Below are 25,911 nucleotides of genomic sequence, written 5' to 3'. Positions count from 1 at the left end.
ACATGCTCTATCATCCCTTCGAACCCGTTTACGACGCAACGTCGCGCGTGCTCGTTTTGGGTTCGTTTCCTTCGGTGAAATCGCGAGAAGAAGCCTTTTACTACGCACATCCGCAAAACCGTTTTTGGAAGGTAATCGCCGCGCTGTACGGTGTAGAACCGCCTTGCGATCTCGAAACCAAAAAAGCGCTTTTACACACAAGCGGCATTGCGATTTGGGACGTTATTCGATGTTGCGACATCGTCGGTTCAAGCGATGCGACGATCCAAAACGCTTGCGGTAACGACTTGCAAAGTGTGCTTCACGCCACGCGTATCGAACGTATTTTTTGCAACGGTCAAACCGCGGCAAAACTCTACCGCATACATTGCGAACCGCTCACGAAACTACCCGTGCAAACGCTTCCCTCAACCAGCCCCGCCAACGCTGCATGGACTTTAGAAAAACTGATCATCGCGTGGTCGTCGCTTCTTGCATAAGCATTCACAAGCAACGCACGAGAAAACTACTGCTTAATTTTTAATCATTCGCGTTTGCTCTGCCTCGTTATAATGCCCGTCTAATGTTTGACAAAAGGGTGCTTCGTGGTTTCACACTTAATTCAAGACAACCGCATTATGATCTATTTTCAGCCGATTATTTCGATTCGAAGCGCGAAAGTGATCGGCGTCGAAGCGTTAATGCGCGCATACGATGCCAACCAAGAGCCGCTTTCGCCGATTTTTATTTTCGATCAAGCAAAAAAAGAAAACCTCTCGTTCGAGCTCGACAAACACGCTCGCATTAAAGCCCTAGAGTCGTTTAAAGCGCTTTTGAAAGTCAATCCCGAACTGCTTTTATTTCTCAATTTCGAGTCGCATCTTTTGGACACGACGATTCGTTTCCAAGACTTTGCTTTTTGCGCACTTACCAACGATATCGGCATTCCGCCCTCACATGTCGTTATCGAAATCAAAGAGTACCAAATCCAAAATACCGAACGTTTAGAAGAGTTTTGTACGTTTTATAAACAACGCGGCTTCTTAATCGCACTGGACGATTTCGGTGCCGGAAACGCCAACTTCGACCGCATCTCCTCGGTTCGCCCGCATATCGTTAAAGTGGATCGATCGTTGGTCTTTAACGTGCATCACAACTTCATCCACAAAGAGATTTTAAAATCCATCGCCAACATGTGCTTTAACATCGGCGCATTGGTTTTGGCCGAAGGCGTTGAAGAAGAAGGCGAAATTTTACGCTCGTTAAAGCTCAATATCGACCTCTTTCAAGGGTTTTGGTTTGCAAGACCTTCCGCCGCCCTCTACGACGAAAAGCTTCTTAATGAAAAGATTACCGCCATTGGAGAGTTGCATACGAGCAATGTCAAACAATCGATGCTTCATAAAGAACTTCTGATCGAAAACGCCAAATCGTATACGCAAGCCATTATCAAATCGTTTACGCGAACGGGGCTTCGCGACTTAAGCGTTTTTTTACAGCAATTTGAAGCGATCGAGGCAATTTACTGCATTAACGCCTATACCGGCATTCAAGAGGGCGATACGTTTATCTGCTCCGATACGAACGAATTTTTTCGTCCTGCCAAAGAGGGCGACAACCACGCATTAAAAGAGTATTTCTACATTACCAAAGAGTCCAAACGCGGCAATTATTTGAGCCAAAAATACATCTCGCGCGCTTCGGGACGCTTATGCCGTACGTTTGCACAAAAATTTACCTTGGGCGATCGCGAAAAAATTCTGTGTTTGGACCTTAAAGTTCAATCGTCCGAATAAAACCGTTTTGAACGCTTGGTAAGGGCAAAGCGAACCTCGAATACCGCGCCTTTGCCTTCATTGTAAGCGACGATTTCGCCGTCGTTTTGAAGCACGATCTGCCGTGCGATATTTAAACCGATGCCGATACCCGAGCTCTCTTTGCTGCTTTCAAAGGGCTCAAAAATACGCGGCAAAATTTTGGCGTCGATGCCGCCCGCATTATCGTGAAAACGCACGATGGCAAAGCCGTTTTCTTCGCGAAGCGTAATTTCAAATTTTCGATTTTCAAACGCGTCGATTTTAATCAGCTCGTCGAGCGCGTTGTTCACGATGATAATCCACACTTGCTCGATACGTTGCTTTTGAACCGTACATGTGAAGGTATAGGCGTTTTTGGGCATCTGCAAAGTAAAAAGCCGTTCGTTTAAACGCACGGCAACCACTTGTTTCGTGCGATTGAACGACAAAATAAGCGCGGAGACGACGCTTTCAAAAAGATTGGTCGGCTCTTTTTGTTCCCGACTTTTTTGCGACGCTTCACGCATGGTTTCGATGATGCTTTCGATGCGCTCGAGTCCTTCTTGAATGGTTTTGGCGTCTTTTAGCATCGTTTGCTTGCGCACCGAATCGGGCATAAACGCCTCCATATCTTCCAAAAGCATCTCAAAATTGCCTTTCACGTACGTCAAAGGCGTATTAATCTCATGCGTAATACCCGCCGCCATCTGTCCGATCGCGCTAAATTTAGCGTTTTGAATCATCTCTTCTTGGAAAGCGGCTTGTATCTGAAGGTTTTTTTTCACCTCTTCGTTAATGCGGTTTTGCAAATAGAGTTCTTGTTTTTCCGATTCGGTCATATCGATAAAAACGCCGACAAAGCCGTCGAAATGCCCGTTTCGTATCATCTGCTTTTTTTGGATTTCCAGCGTGACTTCTTTATCCGTCACCGGAGAAACCGTCGTGATTTTATAGACTTGGTGCACGCATTCAAGCATCTCTTGATCTTTAGGTAAAAGCCGTTTTGCGATCTCTATCGGATACAAATCAAACGCGCTTTTGCCGATCACCGCTTCTTTGCTTAAACCGAAATACTCGCAAAACGAGCGAGAGCATCCGATGTAGCGAAAATAACGGTCTTTGATAAAAACGGGAACGGGGATAATGTCGAGCAAGGTTTCCAAATCGCGCAGTTGTTTTTGATATTTGCGGCTTAACTTATCGATCATATTGCGCGATTTGACGCGCTGGCTTATGTCCCGAATACTCCAAATCATAAACGTTTGATCGTCGTCGACGAAGCTGCGTCCGAAAAGCTCCGCCCAAAACGAATGTCGGCTTTTTTTGCGAAAACGGTATTCAAGATGGCACAATCCGGCGCAAGACTCGGACGCCGTTACTTTGCTAAACCACTCTTGGTACTGCTTAGCTCTAGAAAAGAGTATTCGCATTTCCGAACAAAGCACCTCTTCCTTGGCATAACCCAAAAGCGTCGTAAACGTTTCGTTCACGTCTACGATGCATTGATTTGCGTCTAAAACGACGTAACCCAAATCGGCATTGTTAAAGTAGAGCTGTGCTTTTTTTGCCAATGCTTCAAGCGAACGTTTTTCTTCGACGGCACACTCTAAAATGCGTCTGTTTTGCTGTTTGAGTAACTCAAGCTCGAGCTCAAGATCGCGGATTTTTTCTAAAAGTTCCTCTTCCATCGAAACTATTTGACAAGCTCTCGGATTTTTTCTTCAAGCACTTTCATCGAAGAAAACGGTTTCATAATGTAGTGCGTTGCGCCTTCACGGTGCGATTGAAGCACTTTATCCAACGTCGAGTACGCCGTCATCATGACGATTTTCAAATCGGGTGCTTTTTCCCGCAACGCTTTTAAGACGTCCAATCCACCCATTTGAGGCATCATAATATCTAAGAAAACAATATCGTACTTCCCGTCCACGCGCGTTAACGCATGGGTCGGGTTGCTAAAGACGTCCACTTCAAAACCGCCGAGTCGTCTTAAATACTTTTCGATCATATCCAAAATATCCTGCTCATCGTCGATGATAGCAACTTTGATCGTTTTCGCCATTATGCACCCTTTATCGTTCGATCGAATAAGCGATCTTTTGCTTCCAACATTAATTTTTTAGCTTTTTCTTCAACCATACTGTCTAAGCTTTCAAAAACACTGCCGCTTGCCGCTTCGATTTGCGATACCATCTCTTCGATGTGCGCCTTCGAGCAGATTGCCTTTCCTTCGCCGCACTCTTGGGCTAAACGGTTGGCGATCTCATGCACCTTGGCATGCGGATTTTCAAGTTTAGCATACGAAGGCATCGCATGAAATTCCTCTTTCCCGATACCTCTTTCATACCAATGTCCCAAACGGCACTCATGGTGCGTAACGGCTTTAAACTCGTTTTTTTCTCCGAAGAGTAGCGAATAGACGTTATTTTTATAGATGACGTGGTCGATTTTTGCCAAAGAAGCAAAGATTTTATCGCTCAGATGATCGACCTCAAAAACCGAACGCGTTGCGTTTTTCTCGAAAGAGACGATTTTGGTCGTGAGCTCGTCCGTTTGTTTTTTCGTTGTCTGAGCGATTTGATTGACTTCGGCGGTACTTTGTTCGGTTTGGGCGGACTCTTGTTGCATCGTTTTAACGACCATCGCAATCTCTTTAGTGGCCTTTTGCGTTCGTTCCGCCAAATTTCGCACCTCATCGGCAACGACGGCAAATCCCCGTCCGTGTTCCCCCGCACGCGCGGCTTCGATAGCGGCATTGAGGGCTAAAAGGTTGGTTTGATCGGCAATATCTTCAATCAATTGTACCACGCTTGAGATTTCACCGCTACGTTGCGAAAGCGATTTGGCATTACCGACGACGTCACTCATCAACATACTTAACGTATCCATCGCCGAAGAAGCGTTATGTGCTAAACTCAGTCCGTCGCGTGCTTCGTTTGAGATTTGCGACGACTCTTCTTTCATCGTTTTTAAGTCGTTCAAGATTTCGGAAAACGTTTGTTGCGAATTTTTCAGCGCACCGGAGATGGAATCTTGATGCATCGAAAGAATGTGACTGTCTTTGGCGTTGCGTACGTCGGTTTTGATGATGCTGTAAGCGACCCATCCTTCGCTAAGGCGTTTGCTTCGCAACGTTCCTTGACATCCGTCCATACTGATATTTTGCATCGATTCGTTTAAAAGTGCGGCCAGTTTTTGCGGCTCTTTTATCGTAGTGCGGGCCAAATCGTTTTGCATAACGATCGATTTGGAAGCGTCGAGTACCACAATCATCTCTTCTTGCGAAAACAAAGAGAGTTCCTTAAGTAAAGCGTTTTGGGCTTTAAGCGTTTCGATTTCTTGACGTAAAATTCCTAAGGCCTCGGGTTCTTTTTTCTGAAAAAACATCACTCTTCCTTGTTGGGTCTCTTATATTATAGAACGAAACTATAACATTTTAATGACGTTTTTACGAAATTTTTTGACGGAAGAACCGGCTAAAGATGCCAAACGCAACGAAGAAGCGCGTTTGGCTTTTTACGAATACTTATGCGTGCTCGTGGTGGCAGCAACCGTGTTCGTGATGATGTCCGTGTTCGCCGCATTCACCCTCTTTGCGACCGTGACGATGCGCCGAGGCAAGAGGATTGCGATTTTTCTCACAACATTTGGCTTTCGCGCGAAACGACCCCTCGTGCGAACCATGGCAACCGTGGGATTTTTTGCCGTCTTCTTCTCTCAAGAGCGCGTCGTAGTTATTTGAGGTCACTTCTTCTAAAAGATGATCGTTAAACTTTTGAAGGGCTTGGGCAATCTCGATGCGTTCGCTTCCGGCGAAGTAGACGCGAATACCCGCTTTTTGAAGTGCCGCAAACGGTTTTTCGCCTAAATGGTTCGTAATGAGCGTCGTAACGCCCGCTTTTTGAAACCATTGCGCGACTTTCATACCGCCTTCGACTTCATTGGATTGAATCGTGATTTTAGCGTTTTCATCGATCAAAGCGAAAAATTTTGCTTTACCGAAAAGCGGTGCTAAAGCACTGTTTTCACTATCGGTTTTAATCGGCATTGCGATCATTGTATCTCCTTTATTTTGGTCATATGTTCGTAATTGTATCACTTTAAATGAACATATGTCAAGTATTTTTAAATCTTTTATGCTACCATAACTTTTACGATTTAAGGAGTGCTTCATGCCGCGTCAAAAATGCCTTCGTCAAACGTTTTACCAACCGCTTTGTACGCGTTTTACGCCTAAAAACGTTACGCACAATGAGTCGATTATGCTTTTAAGCGAAGAGACCGAAGCATTGTACTGGATGGATTTGATGGGGCTTTATCAAGAAGATGCGGCACAAAAAATGGGTATTTCGCGTCCGACGTTTGCGCGTATTATCAAGTCGGCGCATTACAAAGTCGCGTTAGCGCTTTTGGGCGGACACCATTTGGACTTGGAAACCAAGCGCGATCGCTACGTCGTTGCTTTGTGTTGCGACTCGCCAAAGACGCTTTTACCGCTTCAACCCAAAGGAAAATACGTCATCATCGCGACGATTCACGATCATACGATCGTATCGTGGGTTGAACTTGAAAATCCCGTTTTCGCGCAAAACCTCAAACCGCCCTTGGTGCTTCCCGAACTCTTCCAAAACCATCAGGTCAACTTTTTTATCAGCGAAAAATTGGGGGAAGGACTTCGAAGTGCACTCTCCGCGCGGGGAATTCATATTATTCAAAAAGCAGTCGTGGATAAAGAGGTACTAGCGCACCTCTTTGATTAATCGGCTAAAACGCTAGTAGATCGCAAGCAACACCGCACCGAAAAGAATGCGGTAAATGCCGAACGCAACAAACGTGTAACGTTGTAAAAATTTAAGAAACCATTTGATCGACAGATACGCAGTTATAAAAGCGACGATGAAACCGACACCCAAAACCGTCAAATTTTCGCCGTTAAATTCATGAAAATTTTTGACGATGCTGTACCCCGTAGCAGCACTCATAACGGGGAATGCCAACAAAAACGAAAATTCCGCACTTGCTTTTCGCGTTAAACCCACAAACATCGCTCCTAAAATCGTCGAACCCGAACGCGACGTTCCCGGAATCAATCCCGCTAATTGCGCACAACCGATCAACAACGCTTGTTTATAGCTGACGTTTTCGACGTCGTCGACAAAATGCGCTTTAGGCTTGTAATACTTCTCCGCGATCAAGAAAACGACGCCGCCGATAATAAACATTGTCGCCACGACTTCGACGCTAAAAAGTGCTTTAATCTGCTTCGCAAATAAAAAAGCGATGATACCGATCGGTAAAAATGCGATAATAATTTTTTTCCACAATTCCACTTTTTTGAACGTAAATTTGTCCTTATAAGCAAATACGACTGCCATAATCGCGGCGAACTGTATAATAATCTCATACGCTTTGGTCACGCTATCTTGCCGAATACCTAAAAAATCCGCCGTCACGATCATATGTCCCGTCGATGAAACGGGTAAAAACTCGGTAAAACCCTCAACCACACCCATAATAATAGACTGAAAAATATCCACAAAAATTCCTACATGTAAAGATAAAACGCGATTTTAGCATAAGCCGCGTTAGTCTTTGCCAAACATCGCATACGCAACGTTGTAAACGGAGAAATTTGCTCTTAATTCGGTAAAGTAAAATTTACCGAATTTTAATCTTTAGTAGTTTACAATACATCAATTGCTGTTGGTCTAAGGCTTAGACATACATGAAGTAGCACCTCTTTTTTACTGCGCATCGCTTTACATGTAAACCTAAACAGCACTACATTTTTCACAAAGGAAAGTACGATGGGTGTTGAACTCCACAAGGATTTATTAGGAAGTATCGGTGTCGACGTTGAGCGTCACGCAAAGATGATGGGTGCCGGGTTAGAAGCCTACAAAGCACAGTTTTTAGGACAACCCGATCGTCCTAAAGGAATGGCGTATTTCGACTGGTTTATGAGCGAGATTCAAGGGCAAAGGATTGCTGAGATCAATGCGCTTCGTGCGGAGAAAAAACCGGCGGTAGGTACGTTTTGTATCTTTGTTCCCGAAGAGATCGTCGTGGGTGCGGGCGGAGCCTGTTATGGCTTATGCGGCGGTTCTAACGCTACGGTAGCGGACGCCGAAACCGAGCTTCCTCGCAACATCTGTCCCCTCATCAAATCCGCGCACGGATTTAAGTTGCAACGCACCTGTGCGTATACGCAATCCAGTGATTTTATCTACGGCGAAACCACGTGTGAAGCGAAGAAAAAAGCATGGGAGATCTTAGCCAAACACCATCCCGTACATGTCATGAACATTCCGCATATGAAGCGTGAGAAAGACCTCAAAATGTGGCAAGAGGAGATCAAAGAGTTTAAAGAGCACATCGAAGCCGTTACCGAGAAAAAACTCAGCCTCGATGCGATGAAAGAGGGCGTACGCAAAGTCAATGCCAAACGAAGCGCGCTTCAAAGGCTCGATCGTTTACGCGGTATGAATCCCGATGTTATGCCCATCAGCGGCAAAGATGCGCTCTTTATCACGCAAGTGGGTTTTATGGACGACATCGAGCGTTATACCGAGAAAGTCAATGAACTCTGCGACGAGCTTGAAGAGCGTGTGAAAAATAAACAGAGCGTTTTTCCGAAAGATACGCCTCGTTTGATGGTGCTTGGAACGCCCTTTGCCCCACCCAACTGGAAACTTCACACGGCAGTCGAAACGACGGGCGGTTGCGTCATCAACGAAGAGAGTTGCATCGGGCATCGTTACTTTAAAGACAACGTGGACATCGAAGGCGCGCAAAGCGACGACGAACTTTACGCACGCTTGATGACACGCTACTCCAAAATCGACTGTGCCTGTTTTACGCCCAACACCGGACGCATCGACAAAATCGTGCAAATGTACAAAGAAAGGCAAGCCGATGGCGTCATCTACTACACGCTTTCCTTTTGTCACACCTACAACGTCGAGTCGCACCTCGTACTCGAAGCGATGCAAAAAGAGGGCATTCCGTGCCTTGTCATCGAGTCTGACTATTCACCTGAAGATGCAGGACAGATCAAAACGCGCGTTGAAGCCTTTTTAGAGAGCATCAACTTCAAGAAAAAAGCGCAAGCGTTTCAGTCCAAATAATGTTTTGGGGCGTAGATATAGGCTCGACCTATACAAAAATCATCGGTATCGGTAAAGAGCGGGAGATCGTCGATAGCGCGGTCATCCCGACCATCTTCAATCAAGACAAAATCGTGGGCGAGTATTTGGCAGACAAAGAGGTCAAAATGCTCGTCGCCACGGGCTATGGGCGTTATATGCTGGAAGATTCGCACGGTGCACCCGTCATCAGTGAAATCAAAGCGCACGCCAAAGGAGCCTACTTTTTTGAACCCAATGTCGCCACCGTCATCGACCTTGGCGGACAAGACAGCAAAGTCATCAAAATGGGCGAATTTGGCAGTTTTACCGACTTTCGCATGAACGACAAATGCGCCGCAGGTACGGGAAAATTCTTAGAGATCGCCGCCAATCGTTTAGGACTTGATATGGAAACCTTTGCCAAAGCGGGCTTTGAGCACGACAAAGAGCTGACCATTTCTAGTATGTGCGCCGTTTTTGCGGAGTCTGAAGTCATCTCGCTTATCGCCAAAAAAGAGAGTTTGGCGAACATCTGCTACGGCGTGCACGAGTCCATCGCTTCTCGTTTGGCTTCCATGGCGAAGAAATTTGTCGTTAAAGAGAACGACTGCATCGTTTTCACAGGAGGCGGTGCGCTCAACCCGTTTTTGCATCATATGCTAGAGCGCAAGTTAGAGCGAACCATTCTCATCCCCAAATATCCCCAACTCATCGGCGCCGTGGGTGCTGCACTGGCTGGGTTTGAAGTCGTACAATAATTCTTACATGTAAAGGTTTGGGTATAATTTTATAACATTAAAAAAGGTTATTTATGAGTCTCAAATTTTTACCGAAAAAAGTTGGGAACGACTTAAAAGCCGATGCTAAAGCTATCTATCATGCCATAGATGCGGCAAATGGCGGCGCATTCTCCATTATTAAAGAATCTATTGCTAAAAGTTACCAAGGCTTTTTGGACGCTAAATTTAATAACCTCATTTTAGATATGGCAAACAATGACGTTTCAACTGATGAACTTCTCAAATTTATTAATTCTTCTTCACATGCAGATAGAGAATTTATGAGTAATCTCATCATTAAAAACCTTCATGCCGACAATCGAATCACCACTTTTTTGCTTGCAAAATTATCAAAAAATAAAATCAAAAATGGCTCACTTAATTATTATGAATCTTCACTTTTTACAAATATTAATACATTTACACATGAGGACTTTGAAATTTACTATTATGCTATCCAACATATGATTCAGCCTGAAAAAATAAATATGGCTCCTTATCTTCTAATACCCATAGAAGATGAACATTATATTTTTGCAATAGATAAATTTTGTAGTTTTGGGATATTACAAACAGCAAATACGATAGATGGAAGATACGATAAAAAAGACAATCAAATCAAAATCTTTTTTCTCAAAACACCTTACTCAGACACGCTTTATCAAATACTTGATAAGTATTTTAAGAATACTCCACTATCGTAAATTATTCTTACATGTAAACCCAAACTCTCAGCAAACTTTCCAAAAGCATTCTTTATAATACGCTAAATCGTACTATTAAGGATACTCTTATGATCGTATCAGCCAATGACATCAAAACCAAAGGGGTGAGCCTTCTGGATAAACTCTTTGAGAGCGTAAGCGAAGTCATCATCAATGTGCGGGGCAAAAACAAATACGTCGTCATCGACATTGAGCGCTACAAAAATTTGCGCACGTTAGAGCTTGACCGTCTTTATGAAGAGACGATGCAAGAGATCAAAGAGGGGCGTTTTAAAACGCAAAGCGTGGAAGAGCATCTAAGCGAGCTACAAGGTGCCTTATAACATCACGCGAACGGACGAATACTTTAAAAAATCGGTCAAGTTTTTCAAAAAACACCCTGAAATGCAGAGCAAATACGAAAAAACGCTGATACTTTTAAGTGCCAATCCGCATCACCCCTCTTTGCGTTTGCACAAACTTCAAGGCAATCTCAAAGCGTTTTACTCGGTTTCGCTAGATTTGCAGTACCACATTATTTTAGATTTTATCATCGTCGATGAAGTCATTATTTTACTCGACATCGGCGCACATGACGAGGTCTATTAGTGCCGATTCATACCCTTATTCACACCGCGCTCGTTGCCGAAGCTAAGCCTATCATCGGGCATTTTAAGCTTACATGTAAAGCAAAACAACCGTTTAACCTTTACGAAAACGAAAACGTCGCGCTTATCGTCTCAGGTATGGGAAACCAAAACGCCAAAGAGGCTCTTGCGTATGCGCTTTCGCTTTATGAACCGCGCGTTGCTATCAACATCGGTATCGCGGGTTGTAGCGACACGACGGTTGCCAAAGGCACGCTCTTTTGCACGACGCACGAGGGTTTGGACATTCCTTTTGCGACCTGTTCCTCACGCCCAAAGGCGGTCGATGATACTTTACATGTCACCACAACGCTGGTCGATATGGAAGCCGATACATTTTTGCAAACCGTTCCAAAAACCGTCGAAACATATGTCTTCAAGATCGTCTCCGACCATTTGGAAACGAGCGTTCCAAGCAAAGCGGACGTGGGAAATTGGATAAATAAAAGCATCAAACAGTGGGAGAAATATGTTAGAAGATCAAAAAGCGCATTTTGAAAAAGCGTGCGAAAACACCGCCTTTCAAAGCTTACATGTAAGAACGCAAGATTTTTTAAAAACCAAAGCCGATGCCTATCGTTTCAGCTTTTCGCAGATTCAGCAACTCATCGTTATCGCCATTGATTTACAGATGTGGGATGAAGAGATCGAAGCGTTTTGGGAAGATAAAGAGAGCAAAAAAGAGGCGTTAGCCCATCTTCAAAACCGTTATGAGACATTTAAAAACACGCTCAAAGTCTACCCCAAAAAAGCAGAAACCTTTGAAAAAGAGAGCTTCAAGATTGAAGAGATCGAAAAAGAGAGTTTAGGACTTGGCTCTTGCCCCGTGGCTTCGCCAAAAACGCGTTGTTGCAATCTGATGACTTTGGACGCGGTGGAGAGTTGCGGGTTTGACTGCTCGTACTGCTCGATTCAAAGTTTTTACAAAAACAACACGATCACGTTTGATAAAAACTTTGCCGAAAAGTTAGAGCGACTGGAACTCGACCCCGCTAAAACCTACCATATCGGTACGGGACAATCTTCGGACTCTCTAATGTGGGGAAACCGTTCTGGTGTTTTGGAAGCACTGTTTGCTTTTGCAAGGAAAAACCCTAACGTCATTTTAGAGCTTAAAAGCAAGTCTGACACCATCGCTTATCTTTTGGAAAACGACGTGCCTAAAAACGTCCTCTGTACGTGGTCGCTCAACCCTCAGGTCATCATCGACAACGAAGAAAAACGTGCGGCAAGTCTACAAGCACGCATCCAAAGTGCTAGAGCCTTGGCGGACAAAGGCGTGTTAGTCGGCTTTCATTTCCACCCTATCGTCTTGTTTGAGGGCTGGCACAAAGCCTACACCGCCATCGCGCAGGAGCTTCTAAAAACCTTTACATGTAAAGAAGTTGCCCTCGTTTCGATGGGCACGCTGACCTTCATCAAACCCGTTCTCAAAAAGATCCGTTTGCGTGCGCAAAAGAGTAAAATTCTTCAAATGCCTTTAGTCGACGCAAGCGGAAAATACTCCTATCCGCTTGCTTTAAAAGAGCAGATGTTTAGCACGCTTTACCAAGCATTTCAGCCGTGGCACAATGACGTCTTTTTCTACCTCTGCATGGAAGATGAAAGCTTGTGGCAAAAGGTTTTCGGACACGAGTACGCCAACAATGAAGCGTTTGAAGAAGCGATGCTCAAAGCATACGCACAAAAAATCAAAGGAATACGATGAAAACGGTTTTGATGAGCGGCGGTAGTAGCGGCATCGGTAAAGCGATCAAAGAGAGGCTTACATGTGAAGGCTACACCGTTTTTAATATCGGCAGACGCGAGGCGGACATCGTATGTGACTTGCGTGATGGCGAAACACTCGAAAGGGTCGTGAAAGCGTGGCTCAAAGAGCACGACGTGCATGTGCTCATCAACTGCGCCGGCGTAGGACTCTTTGATCCGCACGAGACGATCAGCACTGCTAAGATCAAAAACCTTATCGATGTCAATCTCACCGCGCCCATCATTCTCTCCAGCCTTTGTTTGCGCGCTTTGCAAAAAACGGGTGGACACATCATCAACATCACGTCCGTCGAAGCCACGCGCCACGCCAAATACTCCGCTCTCTATACCGCCACCAAAAGCGGGCTTCGCGATTTTGGGCTTTGCCTTTTTGAAGAGGTACGTAAAAGCGGCGTCAAGGTTACGTCCATCAATCCGGACATAACCCAAACGCCTTTTTTTAACGCACTCCATTTTGCGCCGAGCGACGACGAACAGACCTATTTGCTACCGCAAACGATCGCTCAAAGCGTGTTAGACGTTTTACATGTAAAAGGTGCGATCACCGATATGACGATCCGCCCGCAAAAAGTAGGCATCGCGAAAAAGTAACGCTACGCGCCTTTCAAAATCGTTTTGATCTCTTCATCGCTCACGTCATAACGGTAAAAAAGCCGATAAAAACGACGGACTTCGTTTTCTAAAGAGAGGTCTTGAAACAGATCGGGATAAAGCGTTTTTGCCAACCATAAAGGCTCTAACGCCCCCTCGGCACTGCGCACCGCCCACAAATAAACGCCCGTCGGAACGACGTAAACACGACGGTTTTTAACGGCATTGAGTGTTTGAAATGCGGGGTTGCTAAGAATCGTTTCTTGGCTCATTCGGCTATACGTTACGATGACGTCGGGGTTCCAAACTAGAACTTGTTCGCCGTTGAGCGTTTTTGCAATCCCTTTCGAATCCAAGGCATAATCTGCGGCGACATTGACGCCTCCGGCGATTTTAACGTATATAGACCCTATATCGCTATCGTTGAGCGTCGTATAGCTTCCCGCCGAAAAATTAAGCGTTAAAACTTTCAGCTTTGGAGAAAGCGTTTGCGTTTTAGCCTGTACGCGCGCTATAACGGCGTCGTAATAGTCGTTAAAAAGCTTTGCGGTTTGAGGAGCGTCCTCCCCTAAAATCTCTCCGATCAAGGTAATGCTCTCTTTCATCTCTTCGATCGTCGAAAAGTTTGCCACATTCACAACGGCAATACCGGCATTCTTTAACTGAGCGATCTGGGTATCCTTCAAAAAATAAGCGATCGGTCCGTACACGACTTGCGCTTGAGCGGCAATAATCGCTTCGATATTGACCGAAGGATTACCGACGCTACTTTTTTGCTCTACGGAAGGAAAAACCGTATAGAACATGCTGGAAAGCCGCGGTACGGTTGCGACCATCGCGTGTTCTTTGCCAAGCATACCGGTCACTTGGGCAAATGCCCCGATCAGCGGTACGACCCGCTTGACATGTAAAGGGATGACGACCTCTTTACCGTCGCTATCTTTGAGCGTTCGTACCGCTTCGTCGGCATACGAATGTAGGTTGATCGTCCAAAATGCGATCCATAGCACCAAAAAGTTTCTCATGTTTTTCTTCTTTAGGGTAAATGTAATTCCGAAGGCTTCCACCACATGACATACGTCTGCGTTTTTCGAAGCATTCGCCATCGTCCGTCTTCAAGCGGCATCAAACATCGATCGACGTTATAGCGATAGCGTTCCTCGTGCTCGGGCAAGATTTTCCCCACAAAACGTAAATGTTGATACGCCTCTTCTTTCGAATCGTAAATACGCTCAAACCCATCGTCCAACACAACGACGCTGGGGTTGGCTCCAAGATCGTAAATCGTATTGAACGTTAGGTTATAGTCAAACATACGCTCATCCGGTAATTTCTTCATCGGAGAAATATCCGTAATGCCCTCCAAAAAATCCAACTGAATTTCCCGTAAACTCGGCGCATTCGCAAAACTCATGACAAAAACGTACTTGGTCGCCAACTGATTGAGTTTGAGAATATCAAACATACCGACCGAGCGTGACGCCACGGCAATATCATGCTTGCCGATCTTTGCTACCGCGTCCTCGTCTAACCAACTTTGCAACAAAGGTTTAACGTTATGAAGCCCTGCATCGCGTACGTTTTGCACGCAACGCTCCAACATTTTTTCAAAAGCGTCCACGCATGTCACCGATTTAGCTTTTTGTGCCATCGGCACGGTTAATCTTCCCGGTCCGCAACCGATATCGACGACCGTATCGTCTTGGGTAATACCCATCGCATCGACTTGTTTTTGCGTAAAAGATTTTTCAAGCTTAGCCATGCCGTCGTACATTTCCGCCATCGCATTCCAATCAACGTTTGGCGTTTTAGGGTCTCTAAGCATTGCAAAACGTTGTCGACGCAATGCTTCCCAATTCACAAGTCCGTTCATCGTATTCCTTAAAACCGTACTTCAATCGAAGCCGTAATATTGCGCGGTTCACCTAAAAAAAGGCTGGTGGACCCAGAAGCAGCATTACCGTCTAAGCCGTTACTGGCAAAAATGCCGCCCCAATATTTTTCATCGGTGATGTTATTGACGGAAAGTCTAAAAATCGTTCGATCGCCCCAAAGTTTTTTGGTCGCATATCGCGCGCTTAGATCAATCGTAAAGTATTCATCTGCCCATTGGGTATTAGCCGGATCAATCGCCCGCTCACCCGTGTAGTGGAAGTTACTGCTGAGTACGAGTTCTTCAAAGCTAGGGACGGTGTATTCCACCAAAAGATTGGCTTGCCATTCAGGCATGCCGATTGCTTCTTTATTGTTGATACTAGCAATCTTTGCACCGCTGATTTCCGTATCCATAAACGTGACACCACCAAAGAGAGCCAATGCCTGAGCCAGTTTACCCGACGCCATAAACTCGACCCCTTTATTGGTCTGCTCACCTTGTTCCTCAAAGACGCCATCACTTCCCGTATACGCTGTCGGTCGTTTGATTTGAAAAAGAGCCGTTGAGAGATCGATCCGCTCTAAAGCGAGTTTTGCACCGACTTCGTACTGTTTACTGCGGTAAGGATCTAACGTTCTTATAACCCCGTGTACGTCCGTTCCGGAATCCCCCGGTTGAATACTGTCCGCATACGTCACGTACAAACTTAAATTTTCTATCGGCTGGTAAATCACGCTTGCGGCATAACTGTAGTCTTGTTTAGAAACGTCCGAAGTCGTTACTCCCGCAACATTGTACGATTCGGTTCCTATCCAGCTTTTACCGACGGATACTAAAGTTTGCCACTGATCGTTAAACCTAATCGTATCTCCCAACGTTAAATTCTTCACATCGGTAGTCGAAGAGATGTACCTACCTCCGGTTGCTTTATTGGTATAAATATCCCAAATATAACCGTTTCCGCCCATCGCAATATCATTTTCAAAGCCTAAAATCTCTTGCTTCGTTTTGATATAAGCCATATAACTATCAAGCTCAAAGCGGGTTGCCGTGGTTTGAGCCGGTACGGATGACGTATACGTTCCGTTATTGGAATTATATGTGTTGGTTAAGCCATAAAGCGCTCTATCGGCACGTTGTGTTAAGTATCCGCCCTCCGCATACCAATTATCGGCTATGTCGTATTTGAGTTTTCCACTGTACGTGGTGGTTGTGAGTTCCCTCCCCGCATTTTTTTGCGCGTATTTTTCATCGGATGCATCGTATGCGTCAGGAAGCGTATAGCGTGCAACGCCTAGTGCGGTATAAGGCATATTAAACTGACCGGTATAGCCCTCTTTGATGTATTTGTAGTAACTAAAGTTTGTCTCCAATGTCAGCCGATCGGTGAGATAAAAATCAAGCCCCGTAGAGATAAGCTGTCGTCTTAGGTTACTTCCTTCGACGTATCCCTCGCCGTCACCGCCTACGAAAACACCTCTGTACCCTACTTTATCGTTGAGTCTACCGCCTACATCGGCTTCTGCTTCGGCATGTCCGCTTTCTCCATACGTAAAAAGTAAAGAATTTTCATACTCTTTCGTCGGTCGTTTACGTTCAAAATTGTATACGCCCGAAGGGTTTGCCGCACCGTACAATGAGCCTGAGAGCCCGTTTAAAATTTGGAGGCTATCGAACATTGCCATCGGGGTTGCGGTCGTAGAAACGACATGTAATCCGTCCCAGTAACTGTTCGCCACGACATCGCCTCGCATACCTCTGGTTTGTGGACGCCCGACATCCGCACCACCTCGCCACTCTATTTGAGCAGAGGGAATGTATTTGATAACGTCTTCTAAGCCTTGGGAACGTTGGTTTTTAATGATCTCTTTGGGAATGGTGTTGATTTGATAGGGAACATCAAACGCTCGTTTATCGCCCAATGCACCAACGGAAACCTCTTTGGTTAAAAAACCATCTGCGATACCACCCTCTAACTCTTGAAAGCGTTCCGTCGAAACAACGACACCCTCAAGCACGACATTGGTTTTATCTTGACGCTCTTCGCTAAATGCATTTGTGGTAAATAAAATAGGGATAAGTATCGCACTACATCCCTTCAAACCGTTTTTGTTCACGCCGACTCCTTTTGAATAATAATTTAACTATATATATTTATATACAATGGGTGGCGTTGCTTTAGGCTTCACCGATAGAGCGACAAAACGTTCACCTGTGAGGTATTTACAATAAAAAAATCACGTTTCGTTTGGATAAATATGGTATCTACATAGTCTAAAAGCTATGTGTTGAAGTAACAAAACAAGAACGAAAAATGAAATTCACACAACAGGTACGCTTGGTTATATTTCGTTGGTTATAAAAAAATATAACGTCACATTTAACTGTAAATTTTCTTAAATATGTATTAAATGCATATTACTTGATGTATTACAAACACTTATTTTTCAAGATTCATCTACGATATAATCTTTACATGTAAAGATTTCGCAAAGCAAGACTCTCTATAATGGCGCAAACCGTCTCAAAGGAGTACCCGTGCCTACGCGAATCGAACACGACTTAATCGGCGATAAAGAGATATCCAACGAATGTTATTACGGCGTTCAAACCGCGCGAGCGGCAGAGAACTTTCACATTACGGGCGTTACGCTCGGTAGTTTTCCGACCTTTATCGAATCCATCGCCAAGGTTAAAAAAGCAGCCGCTTTAGCCAATTACGAACTGCATTTACTCTCGGAGGCAAAGAAAAACGCTATCGTCGAAGCGTGCGAGCACATTATCTCCGGAAAGTTTCACGATCAATTTGTCGTCGATATGATTCAAGGCGGTGCGGGTACTTCGACCAATATGAATGCCAACGAAGTCATCGCCAACATCGGTTTAGAGTCGATGGGGCATCCTAAGGGTGCGTATCAGTTTTTACATCCCAATAACGACGTCAATCTTTCTCAATCCACCAATGACGCATACCCTACGGCGTTAAGGGTCGCTCTTTACGAGAAGCTTGGGGAGCTTAGCGATTCGATGCGGATTATCAAAGATTCGTTTGCCAAGAAAGCAAGTGAATTCAAAGACGTCATTAAAATGGGAAGAACCCAACTTCAAGACGCCGTACCGATGAGCTTAGAGCAAGAGTTTCGAACGTATGCGGTTATGATCGGAGAAGACATTCAAAGGGTTAGCGAAGCGAGACAACTCGTACGCGAGATCAATATGGGAGCTACGGCAATCGGTACGGGTATCAATGCGCATCCCGATTATGCCAAGACCGTCGAAGCCAAGCTTCAAGAGGTGACGGGACGACCTTTCGTGACGGCGGGCGATCTGGTCGAGGCGACGCAGGATACGGGTGCGTACGTACAGATTTCGGGCGTACTCAAACGCGTTGCGACCAAGATGTCTAAAATCTGCAACGATCTTAGGCTTTTAAGTTCAGGCCCTCGCACGGGCTTTGGCGAAATCAATCTTCCCGCGATGCAACCGGGCAGTTCTATTATGCCCGGCAAAGTCAATCCCGTCATTCCCGAAGTGGTCAACCAAGTCTGCTTTCAAGTCATCGGTAGCGACATCACGGTTACGATGGCATGCGAAGGCGGTCAACTTCAGCTTAACGTTTTCGAGCCCGTCATCGCGTTTAACCTTTTCAATTCGATCAACATGATGCGCAATGCGTTTGAAACGCTGGCGTATACGTGCGTGGACGGCATTACCGCCAATCCGGAACGATGCAAAGCCTTGGTGCTTAACAGCATCGGTCTTGTGACCGCGCTCAACCCTTTTATCGGCTATGAAAACTCCACTAAAGTCGCCAAGGAAGCTTTGGAAACTCATCGTTCGGTTTACGACATCGTTCTCGAACGCGGTCTTTTAGCCAAAGACGAGCTTGAAGACATCATCAAGCCTGAAAATATGATCAAACCCCGCAATTTCGGTCTCTCCGAAAAAGATAAATTCGAAAAACGCTAACGCTTTCGAGGGCATTTTGCCCTCTGCTTTACCTCCTTCATCCCCTCTCGTTACGATCTATTTTTTACGTTCGATAATTAGTTGCTTTATTTCAAAAAAATTTTAAAAAAACGTCGAAAAGTCATTTTCAAGTCTCTTTCAAGGTTTACACTTCCGCTACCTTTAAATTTTAAGGAGACACTATGTCAACCAGAATCGAACACGACTTAATCGGCGATAAAGAGATATCCAACGAATGTTATTACGGCGTTCAAACCGCGCGAGCGGCAGAGAACTTTCACATTACGGGCGTTACGCTCGGTAGTTTTCCGACCTTTATCGAATCCATCGCCAAGGTTAAAAAAGCAGCCGCTTTAGCCAATTACGAACTGCATTTACTCTCGGAGGCAAAGAAAAACGCTATCGTCGAAGCGTGCGAGCACATTATCTCCGGAAAGTTTCACGATCAATTTGTCGTCGATATGATTCAAGGCGGTGCGGGTACTTCGACCAATATGAATGCCAACGAAGTCATCGCCAACATCGGTTTAGAGTCGATGGGGCATCCTAAGGGTGCGTATCAGTTTTTACATCCCAATAACGACGTCAATCTTTCTCAATCCACCAATGACGCATACCCTACGGCGTTAAGGGTCGCTCTTTACGAGAAGCTTGGGGAGCTTAGCGATTCGATGCGGATTATCAAAGATTCGTTTGCCAAGAAAGCAAGTGAATTCAAAGACGTCATTAAAATGGGAAGAACCCAACTTCAAGACGCCGTACCGATGAGCTTAGAGCAAGAGTTTCGAACGTATGCGGTTATGATCGGAGAAGACATTCAAAGGGTTAGCGAAGCGAGACAACTCGTACGCGAGATCAATATGGGAGCTACGGCAATCGGTACGGGTATCAATGCGCATCCCGATTATGCCAAGACCGTCGAAGCCAAGCTTCAAGAGGTGACGGGACGACCTTTCGTGACGGCGGGCGATCTGGTCGAGGCGACGCAGGATACGGGTGCGTACGTACAGATTTCGGGCGTACTCAAACGCGTTGCGACCAAGATGTCTAAAATCTGCAACGATCTTAGGCTTTTAAGTTCAGGCCCTCGCACGGGCTTTGGCGAAATCAATCTTCCCGCGATGCAACCGGGCAGTTCTATTATGCCCGGCAAAGTCAATCCCGTCATTCCCGAAGTGGTCAACCAAGTCTGCTTTCAAGTCATCGGTAGCGACATCACGGTTACGATGGCATGCGAGGGCGGTCAACTTCAGCTTAACGTTTTCGAGCCCGTCATCGCGTTTAACCTTTTCAATTCGATCAACATGATGCGCAATGCGTTTGAAACGCTGGCGTATACGTGCGTGGACGGCATTACCGCCAATCCGGAACGATGCAAAGCCTTGGTGCTTAACAGCATCGGTCTTGTGACCGCGCTCAACCCTTTTATCGGCTATGAAAACTCCACTAAAGTCGCCAAGGAAGCTTTGGAAACCCATCGTTCGGTTTACGACATCGTTCTCGAACGCGGTCTTTTAGCCAAAGACGAACTTGAAGACATCATCAAGCCTGAAAATATGATCAAACCCCGCAATTTCGGTCTCTCCGAAAAAGATAAATTCGAAAAATAGCCTTTTGCTTCGGGGCGTAAGCCCCGAGCATTAAGCTGCTTTGAGGGTTTATCAAACCTTGAGAGAAGTTTACTTAAAGGAGTTTCCATGTTATGGTTAGAAGTGATTGTCGTCCTTGCCGCGATTTTTTTCGGAGCAAGACTCGGTAGTATCGGTATCGGCTATGCCGGAGGGTTGGGCGTTTTAGTCTTGACGCTTGGACTCGGACTCAAGCTCGGGTCGATTCCCATCGACGTTATCTTAATTATTATGTCCGTTATTGCGGCTATCGGCGCGATGCAAGTGGCGGGCGGGCTGGACTATATGGTCAGCATTGCCGAAAAAATCTTGCGTAAAAACCCTAAGTATATTACGTTTCTAGCACCGATCGTAACGTACGTTATGACGTTTTTTGCCGGTACGGGACATACCGCGTTTTCCACGCTTCCGGTAATCGCGGAAGTTGCCAAAGAACAAGGCATACGCCCCTCTCGACCTTTGAGCATCGCCGTCGTTTCATCGCAAATCGCCATCACGGCTTCTCCGATCTCCGCCGCCGTCGTCTTTTTAAGCGGGGCATTGGAAAAACACGGTATCGGTTATTTGGAACTTTTGGCGGTCTGCATTCCCTCTTCGTTTTTAGCATGTATGGTTGCGGCATTCGTTTCCAACTTCCTCGGGAAAGAGCTTAAAGACGATCCTATTTACCAAGAAAGAGTGGCAAAAGGCTTGGTTAAAATGCGCGGTACGACGCAACTGGACGTTAAACCGGGTGCAAAGCTTTCCGTCGGTATCTTTTTGCTGACGATTATTGCGGTCGTTACGTACGCAACGCTTATTAGCGATAAAGTCGGCATCATTAAAAATCCGGTCGTTCCGAGAAACGAAGCGATTATGCTTTTTATGTTTGCGGCGGCAACCTTGATCGCGGCATTTACCAAAATCGAATGTGCCCAAGTGCTCAATTCCGCAACGTTTAAATCGGGAATGAGTGCATGTATCTGCGTTCTTGGCGTCGCATGGCTCGGCGATACGTTCGTGGCTAATCACATCGCACAAATTAAAGCGATGGCGGGCGATTTGCTCAACGTCTATCCGTGGATGTTGGCGGTAGTACTTTTCTTTGCCAGTACGCTTCTTTATTCGCAAGCGGCAACCGCAAAAGCCTTGATTCCGAGTGCTTTGCTACTCGGCGTTTCCCCTTTGACCGTCGTTGCATCGTTTGCCGCGGTCAGTGCGCTTTTCGTTCTTCCGACCTATCCGACGCTGATTGCCGCAGTCGAAATGGACGATACGGGCTCAACCCGCATCGGTAAGTTTGTTTTTAACCATCCGTTTATTATTCCCGGTGTCGTTGCAATCGCGCTTTCCGTCGCATTTGCATTCGTCATCGGTGAGATCATTTTATAACGTGTAGAGGGTTACCACATTTTTCAAAAGGAGTTACGATGAAGTTTTTACATGTCTTGTGTATGTCGGCGCTCATTAGCGCCTCTTCTTTGATCGCCAAACCGACTATTGCTATTTTGGCGACCGGAGGAACCATCGCCGGAGCCGGAACGTCGGAGCTTAAAAGTTCGTATTCCGCCGGTGCCGTAACGGTCGATAAATTGCTAGCCGCCGTTCCCGCCATCAACGACATGGCTACGATCAAAGGAGAGCAAATCTCTAGCATCGGTTCGCAGGAAATGACGAACCAAGTCTGGTTGAAACTTGCTAAACGCGTCAACGAGCTTTTAGCGCAACCGGACATTGACGGCGTCGTCATTACGCACGGAACCGATACGGTCGAAGAGACTTCGTACTTTCTCGATCTTACGGTTAAAAGCAAAAAACCCGTCGTTTTTGTTGCGGCAATGCGTTCTTCAACGTCTATGAGCGCCGATGGTCCGATGAACCTTTTCAATGCGGTCAACGTGGCGATTAACAAAGAGACGAGCGGTAAAGGCGTCGTTGTCGTGATGAACGATGAAATTCACAGTGCTCGCGAAGTCACTAAAGTAAATACCAGCTCCGTAAACGCCTTTGCATCGCCTAACAGCGGTAAAATCGGTACCGTTTACTACGGTAACGTCGAATACTACATGCAACCGACCCGTAAACACACCGTTGCTTCCGAATTTGACATTAGCAAATTGGAAGATTTACCGCGCGTCGACATCGTTTACGCCCATCCAAGCGATACGGACGTTATGGTTAAAGCGGCCGTTGCCGCCGGTGCGAAAGGCATTATCCATGCCGGTATGGGTAACGGCAATCCTTTCCCTTTAACGCAAGAGGCTTTGGCCGAAGCGGTGAAAAAAGGGGTTATCGTGGCGCGAAGCTCTCGCGTGGGTAGCGGTAGTACGACCTTAGAGGGCGAAGTGGACGACGCTAAATACGGGTTTATCGCAACGACGACGTTAAATCCGCAAAAAGCGCGCGTTCTTTTAATGTTGGGACTAACCAAAACCAACGATAAAAAAGCCCTTCAAAAACTGTTCTTAGAATATTAAGCCTTTTTCTCGCCCCATTTTTTGGGGTGAGATATTCTTTACATGTCAAAAGATTTGGTGTTATAATATCTGCCCAAAATTAAAGAGGAGACGACCGTGAAAAAGGCCATTTTACTCTGTTTTATGCTTCTTGTAAACGTCATTCCTCTTTTGGCTCACGATAAAAATATCTTAATTATTAACTCCTACCATCGCGGCTTTCAATGGAGCGATGACGTTATTTTAGGGATGGAAAGAGTTTTTTACACGTATCCAGACATTAAAATCAATATTTGGTATATGGATTCTAAGCGTATTAATTCCGAAGAGTATTACGCCAAATTGCGCGAGTTGTATAAGCTTCAATTGCAAAAAAACCGTTACGATTTGATCATTGCCGTCGATAATTTTGCCTATGATTTTGTGATCAAATACTACCATGAACTCTTCACGAATGAGCCTATTTTATTTACGGGCTTGGAGCTATTCGAACCCGAAGAAGTGCGTTCTAGGCATTTGGAAGATCGTGTCTACGGCATCTTGGAGAGACGTGCCATTCCCGAGACGATTGCCATGATACGCTCGATGATACCGCATTTAAAAAAACTCTATATTATCAACGATACGAGCGCGAACGGCGACGACAGCGAACCTTTTATTCAAGAGGCTATCCGCAATAACCGCGCTCCGATCGAGATCGAATATATCCGCCGATCGACGCTTGCGGAGCTTGAAGAGCGCTTTTCAAAACCCAACCCCGAAGAAGCGATCTTTTTCGTACGCTTTTACAACGACAAAGAAGGCAATCTTTACTACAACAACCAAATCGCCTCGATGCTTGACAAAAGCGCATTGCCCGTTTTTGTTACCGATACGCTTTTTATCGGCAAAGGCGCATTAGGCGGTAAACTCGTTTTGATTAAAAAATTAGGCGAACATACCGGCGAAAAAGCGATCAATATTTTAGATAAAAAACTCCCCGCACTCGACGTGGACACGTTTCAAACCTATGCATATCAGTTCGATGCCCAAAAACTCGAAGCGTTTTCCCTTTCCCCAAAGCCGGCGATCGACACGTACGAACTGATTAACGCGACGCCGACTTTTTTCGACACGTACCGTAAATTTATCGATGCGGTCTTTTTAATCTCGCCGTTTTTAATTTTCTTGATTTTAGGGCTTGCCCATAATATTTACCGACGTATCCGTTCCGAGCAGGAACTTCGCACGATCGAAATGCAAAAAAACAAGCACCAACAATTCATCATTCAACAATCCAAGCTTGCCGAAATCGGCGAAATTTTCTCTTCGATCGCACACCAATGGAAAAATCCGCTCGTCGAAATCGCCACCATTGCCCAAGAACGCTTCTATGCGCAAGAGGTTCAAAGCGATGAAGAACACAATCGATACGTTCAGGATATTATGGTACAGGTACGCTATATGACCGACACGATCAATGATTTTCAAACGTTTATTATGCCCTCTTCCGAAAAGACCGTTTTTGACGTTAATGAAGCGGTTGAAACGATGCTAAAGATCATCCATCATACGATCAAGTACAATTATATCGACGTTAGCGTGGACATCTCAAACGCAACCGATCTTAGGGTTCGCGGGTATAAAAACGAATTTATGCAAACCCTGCTCAACATCGTCAACAACGCCAAAGATCAAATCAAAGAGGCGCGAGAAGCCAAAAAAATCAAACGGGGCATCATCGACATCGCCATTTACAATCAAGCGGGAAATCTCGTCATCACGATCGCGGACAACGCCGGCGGTATTGTGGAGGAGAAGCTTCCTTACGTCTTTCAGGCATACTTTACCACCAAAGAACACGGACACGGAATAGGGCTTTACATGTCAAAATTAATTATCGAAGATAAAATGAACGGACGCATCTTTGTCTCAAATCAAAATCAAGGTGCGTGCTTTACGATTATTTTAGGGAGTGCCGTATGAAAATTTTAGTCTTAGAAGATAACGAACGCCTTGCAAACGTTATTAAAAGCGTCTTAATGAAAGAAGGATACACCGTCGATCTTTTTATGGACGGAGAGGTCGCCCTCGATGCACTCAACCGCGGATACCACTGCTTCATTTTGGACATTAACGTTCCCTCTATCGACGGTATTTCCATTTTGGAGACGATCCGCATCTACCATAAAGACGTTCCCGCCATCATCATCAGTTCCAACCACGATCTCGAAAAAATCCAAACCTCGTACGAAATCGGTTGCGACGACTACCTCAAAAAACCGTTTTTTATCTACGAGTTGGTCCAAAAGGTCAAAAAACTCTGCCACAAACCCTCGCAAACCCTCTCGTTTTGGAGCGGATATACCTACGATTATCTCAATCACCGCTTGTTCGATCCTCAAAACGAAGAGATTAAGCTCGCTAAAAAAGAGTGTATGTTTTTGGACCTTTTTATCAAAGACCGCCATCGCGTCGTAACGTTTAACGAGTTGGAAGAGTACGTTTGGGAAGGTGAAGAGACCAACATCTTAAATATGCGTGCTCTTATCAAACGCTTGCGTAAAAAACTCCCCGAAGGTGCGATCGAGATGATTAAAGAGATGGGCTATCGTCTGGGCGAGATATAAG

The 25,911-nt window shown here is 45.4% G+C and carries 25 protein-coding genes and 1 pseudogene; 17 read left to right on the top strand and 9 right to left on the bottom strand.

What is annotated here, in order from left to right:
• The first annotated feature begins 2 nt into the window (after positions 1–2).
• Complete coding sequence (locus NL930_RS01770) at positions 3–479, top strand: DNA-deoxyinosine glycosylase (protein ID WP_254377137.1); 477 nt, start codon at positions 3–5, stop codon at positions 477–479.
• Between the two features lie 105 nt (positions 480–584).
• Positions 585–1,775, top strand: a complete 1,191-nt coding sequence (locus NL930_RS01765; protein ID WP_254377138.1) for an EAL domain-containing protein — start codon at positions 585–587, stop codon at positions 1,773–1,775.
• Here the strand turns inward: NL930_RS01765 and NL930_RS01760 are convergent.
• The 5 genes and pseudogenes from NL930_RS01760 to NL930_RS01745 all read right to left on the bottom strand — a co-directional run bounded on the left by NL930_RS01760 (position 1,760) and on the right by NL930_RS01745 (position 5,832).
• The gene (locus NL930_RS01760) at positions 1,760–3,463 is read right to left on the bottom strand and encodes a PAS domain-containing sensor histidine kinase (RefSeq protein ID WP_254377139.1); all 1,704 of its coding nucleotides are present in this window, start codon (positions 3,461–3,463) and stop codon (positions 1,760–1,762) included. The two genes, NL930_RS01765 and NL930_RS01760, sit on opposite strands and share 16 nt — an antisense overlap.
• Before the next feature lie 5 nt (positions 3,464–3,468).
• Positions 3,469–3,837: a response regulator gene (locus NL930_RS01755; protein ID WP_060825224.1), complete on the bottom strand. Its 369-nt coding sequence runs from the start codon at positions 3,835–3,837 to the stop codon at positions 3,469–3,471.
• Positions 3,837–4,232, bottom strand: coding sequence for a CZB domain-containing protein (locus tag NL930_RS13375; protein ID WP_231964826.1), 396 nt, complete (start codon positions 4,230–4,232; stop codon positions 3,837–3,839). The genes NL930_RS01755 and NL930_RS13375 overlap by 1 nt, the downstream gene beginning before the upstream one ends.
• A 33-nt stretch (positions 4,233–4,265) precedes the next feature.
• Positions 4,266–4,664 (bottom strand): annotated as a pseudogene (locus NL930_RS13370) (methyl-accepting chemotaxis protein); the annotation flags it as partial.
• A gap of 637 nt (positions 4,665–5,301) precedes the next feature.
• Positions 5,302–5,832 carry a NifB/NifX family molybdenum-iron cluster-binding protein gene (locus NL930_RS01745; RefSeq protein ID WP_254377140.1) on the bottom strand — a complete coding sequence of 177 codons (531 nt, stop codon included), beginning with the start codon at positions 5,830–5,832 and terminating at the stop codon, positions 5,302–5,304.
• 115 nt (positions 5,833–5,947) lie between these two features.
• Here NL930_RS01745 and NL930_RS01740 point away from each other — a divergent pair, with 115 nt between their 5' ends.
• On the top strand, positions 5,948–6,535 hold the full coding sequence (locus NL930_RS01740; RefSeq protein ID WP_254377141.1) for a DUF134 domain-containing protein: 588 nt from the start codon (positions 5,948–5,950) through the stop codon (positions 6,533–6,535).
• A gap of 12 nt (positions 6,536–6,547) precedes the next feature.
• Here NL930_RS01740 and NL930_RS01735 read toward each other — a convergent pair whose 3' ends face one another.
• Entirely contained in the window at positions 6,548–7,312 is a 765-nt protein-coding gene (locus tag NL930_RS01735) for an undecaprenyl-diphosphate phosphatase (RefSeq protein WP_039673697.1), read from the bottom strand.
• Positions 7,313–7,582: 270 nt separating this feature from the next.
• Here NL930_RS01735 and NL930_RS01730 point away from each other — a divergent pair, with 270 nt between their 5' ends.
• The 8 genes from NL930_RS01730 (at position 7,583) to NL930_RS01695 (ending at position 13,393) form a co-directional block, all read left to right on the top strand.
• Positions 7,583–8,902 (top strand): double-cubane-cluster-containing anaerobic reductase, encoded by a 1,320-nt coding sequence (locus NL930_RS01730; protein WP_254377142.1) that lies wholly within the window; start codon positions 7,583–7,585, stop codon positions 8,900–8,902.
• Positions 8,902–9,660, top strand: a complete 759-nt coding sequence (locus NL930_RS01725; RefSeq protein ID WP_254377143.1) for an acyl-CoA dehydratase activase — start codon at positions 8,902–8,904, stop codon at positions 9,658–9,660. The genes NL930_RS01730 and NL930_RS01725 overlap by 1 nt, the downstream gene beginning before the upstream one ends.
• 53 nt (positions 9,661–9,713) lie before the next feature.
• Positions 9,714–10,385 carry a hypothetical protein gene (locus NL930_RS01720; RefSeq protein ID WP_254377144.1) on the top strand — a complete coding sequence of 224 codons (672 nt, stop codon included), beginning with the start codon at positions 9,714–9,716 and terminating at the stop codon, positions 10,383–10,385.
• Between the two features lie 89 nt (positions 10,386–10,474).
• Entirely contained in the window at positions 10,475–10,729 is a 255-nt protein-coding gene (locus NL930_RS01715; RefSeq protein ID WP_254377145.1) for a type II toxin-antitoxin system prevent-host-death family antitoxin, read from the top strand.
• Positions 10,719–10,994 carry a type II toxin-antitoxin system RelE/ParE family toxin gene (locus NL930_RS01710; protein ID WP_039673705.1) on the top strand — a complete coding sequence of 92 codons (276 nt, stop codon included), beginning with the start codon at positions 10,719–10,721 and terminating at the stop codon, positions 10,992–10,994. Before NL930_RS01715 ends, NL930_RS01710 begins: the two co-directional genes overlap by 11 nt.
• On the top strand, positions 10,994–11,530 hold the full coding sequence (locus tag NL930_RS01705; protein ID WP_039673707.1) for a nucleoside phosphorylase: 537 nt from the start codon (positions 10,994–10,996) through the stop codon (positions 11,528–11,530). Before NL930_RS01710 ends, NL930_RS01705 begins: the two co-directional genes overlap by 1 nt.
• Positions 11,502–12,740, top strand: coding sequence for a spore photoproduct lyase family protein (locus NL930_RS01700; RefSeq protein ID WP_254377146.1), 1,239 nt, complete (start codon positions 11,502–11,504; stop codon positions 12,738–12,740). Before NL930_RS01705 ends, NL930_RS01700 begins: the two co-directional genes overlap by 29 nt.
• A complete protein-coding gene (locus tag NL930_RS01695) occupies positions 12,737–13,393 on the top strand; it encodes an SDR family oxidoreductase (RefSeq protein ID WP_254377147.1) in 657 nt (218 codons plus the stop codon). The genes NL930_RS01700 and NL930_RS01695 overlap by 4 nt, the downstream gene beginning before the upstream one ends.
• A 2-nt stretch (positions 13,394–13,395) precedes the next feature.
• Here the strand turns inward: NL930_RS01695 and NL930_RS01690 are convergent, their stop codons facing one another.
• From NL930_RS01690 to NL930_RS01680, 3 genes are read right to left on the bottom strand one after another with little or no spacing between them, the layout of a single operon-like run.
• Positions 13,396–14,418: an ABC transporter substrate-binding protein gene (locus tag NL930_RS01690; protein WP_254377148.1), complete on the bottom strand. Its 1,023-nt coding sequence runs from the start codon at positions 14,416–14,418 to the stop codon at positions 13,396–13,398.
• Positions 14,419–14,429: 11 nt separating this feature from the next.
• The gene (locus tag NL930_RS01685) at positions 14,430–15,266 is read right to left on the bottom strand and encodes a class I SAM-dependent methyltransferase (protein ID WP_254377149.1); all 837 of its coding nucleotides are present in this window, start codon (positions 15,264–15,266) and stop codon (positions 14,430–14,432) included.
• A gap of 8 nt (positions 15,267–15,274) precedes the next feature.
• On the bottom strand, positions 15,275–17,386 hold the full coding sequence (locus NL930_RS01680) for a TonB-dependent receptor domain-containing protein (RefSeq protein WP_254377150.1): 2,112 nt from the start codon (positions 17,384–17,386) through the stop codon (positions 15,275–15,277).
• Positions 17,387–17,807: 421 nt separating this feature from the next.
• Here NL930_RS01680 and aspA (NL930_RS01675) point away from each other — a divergent pair, with 421 nt between their 5' ends.
• From aspA (NL930_RS01675) to NL930_RS01650, 6 genes are all read left to right on the top strand, one after another.
• Entirely contained in the window at positions 17,808–19,238 is a 1,431-nt protein-coding gene (gene aspA / locus NL930_RS01675; RefSeq protein WP_354672759.1) for an aspartate ammonia-lyase, read from the top strand.
• Between the two features lie 182 nt (positions 19,239–19,420).
• Positions 19,421–20,848: an aspartate ammonia-lyase gene (gene aspA / locus NL930_RS01670; RefSeq protein WP_354672758.1), complete on the top strand. Its 1,428-nt coding sequence runs from the start codon at positions 19,421–19,423 to the stop codon at positions 20,846–20,848.
• A gap of 87 nt (positions 20,849–20,935) precedes the next feature.
• On the top strand, positions 20,936–22,237 hold the full coding sequence (locus tag NL930_RS01665; RefSeq protein WP_039673722.1) for an anaerobic C4-dicarboxylate transporter: 1,302 nt from the start codon (positions 20,936–20,938) through the stop codon (positions 22,235–22,237).
• Between the two features lie 38 nt (positions 22,238–22,275).
• Positions 22,276–23,322, top strand: coding sequence for a type II asparaginase (locus NL930_RS01660; RefSeq protein ID WP_373027952.1), 1,047 nt, complete (start codon positions 22,276–22,278; stop codon positions 23,320–23,322).
• A gap of 96 nt (positions 23,323–23,418) precedes the next feature.
• A complete protein-coding gene (locus NL930_RS01655) occupies positions 23,419–25,266 on the top strand; it encodes an ATP-binding protein (RefSeq protein ID WP_254377151.1) in 1,848 nt (615 codons plus the stop codon).
• Complete coding sequence (locus NL930_RS01650) at positions 25,263–25,910, top strand: response regulator transcription factor (protein ID WP_041963022.1); 648 nt, start codon at positions 25,263–25,265, stop codon at positions 25,908–25,910. Before NL930_RS01655 ends, NL930_RS01650 begins: the two co-directional genes overlap by 4 nt.
• The last annotated feature ends 1 nt before the right edge of the window (position 25,911 follow it).

Origin of the sequence: Sulfurospirillum sp. hDNRA2 (assembly GCF_024206095.2) — a bacterium.
Taxonomy (GTDB): domain Bacteria; phylum Campylobacterota; class Campylobacteria; order Campylobacterales; family Sulfurospirillaceae; genus Sulfurospirillum.
Note: the sequence above shows the minus strand (reverse complement) of the source record. Positions and strands in the feature narration are given on the sequence as shown.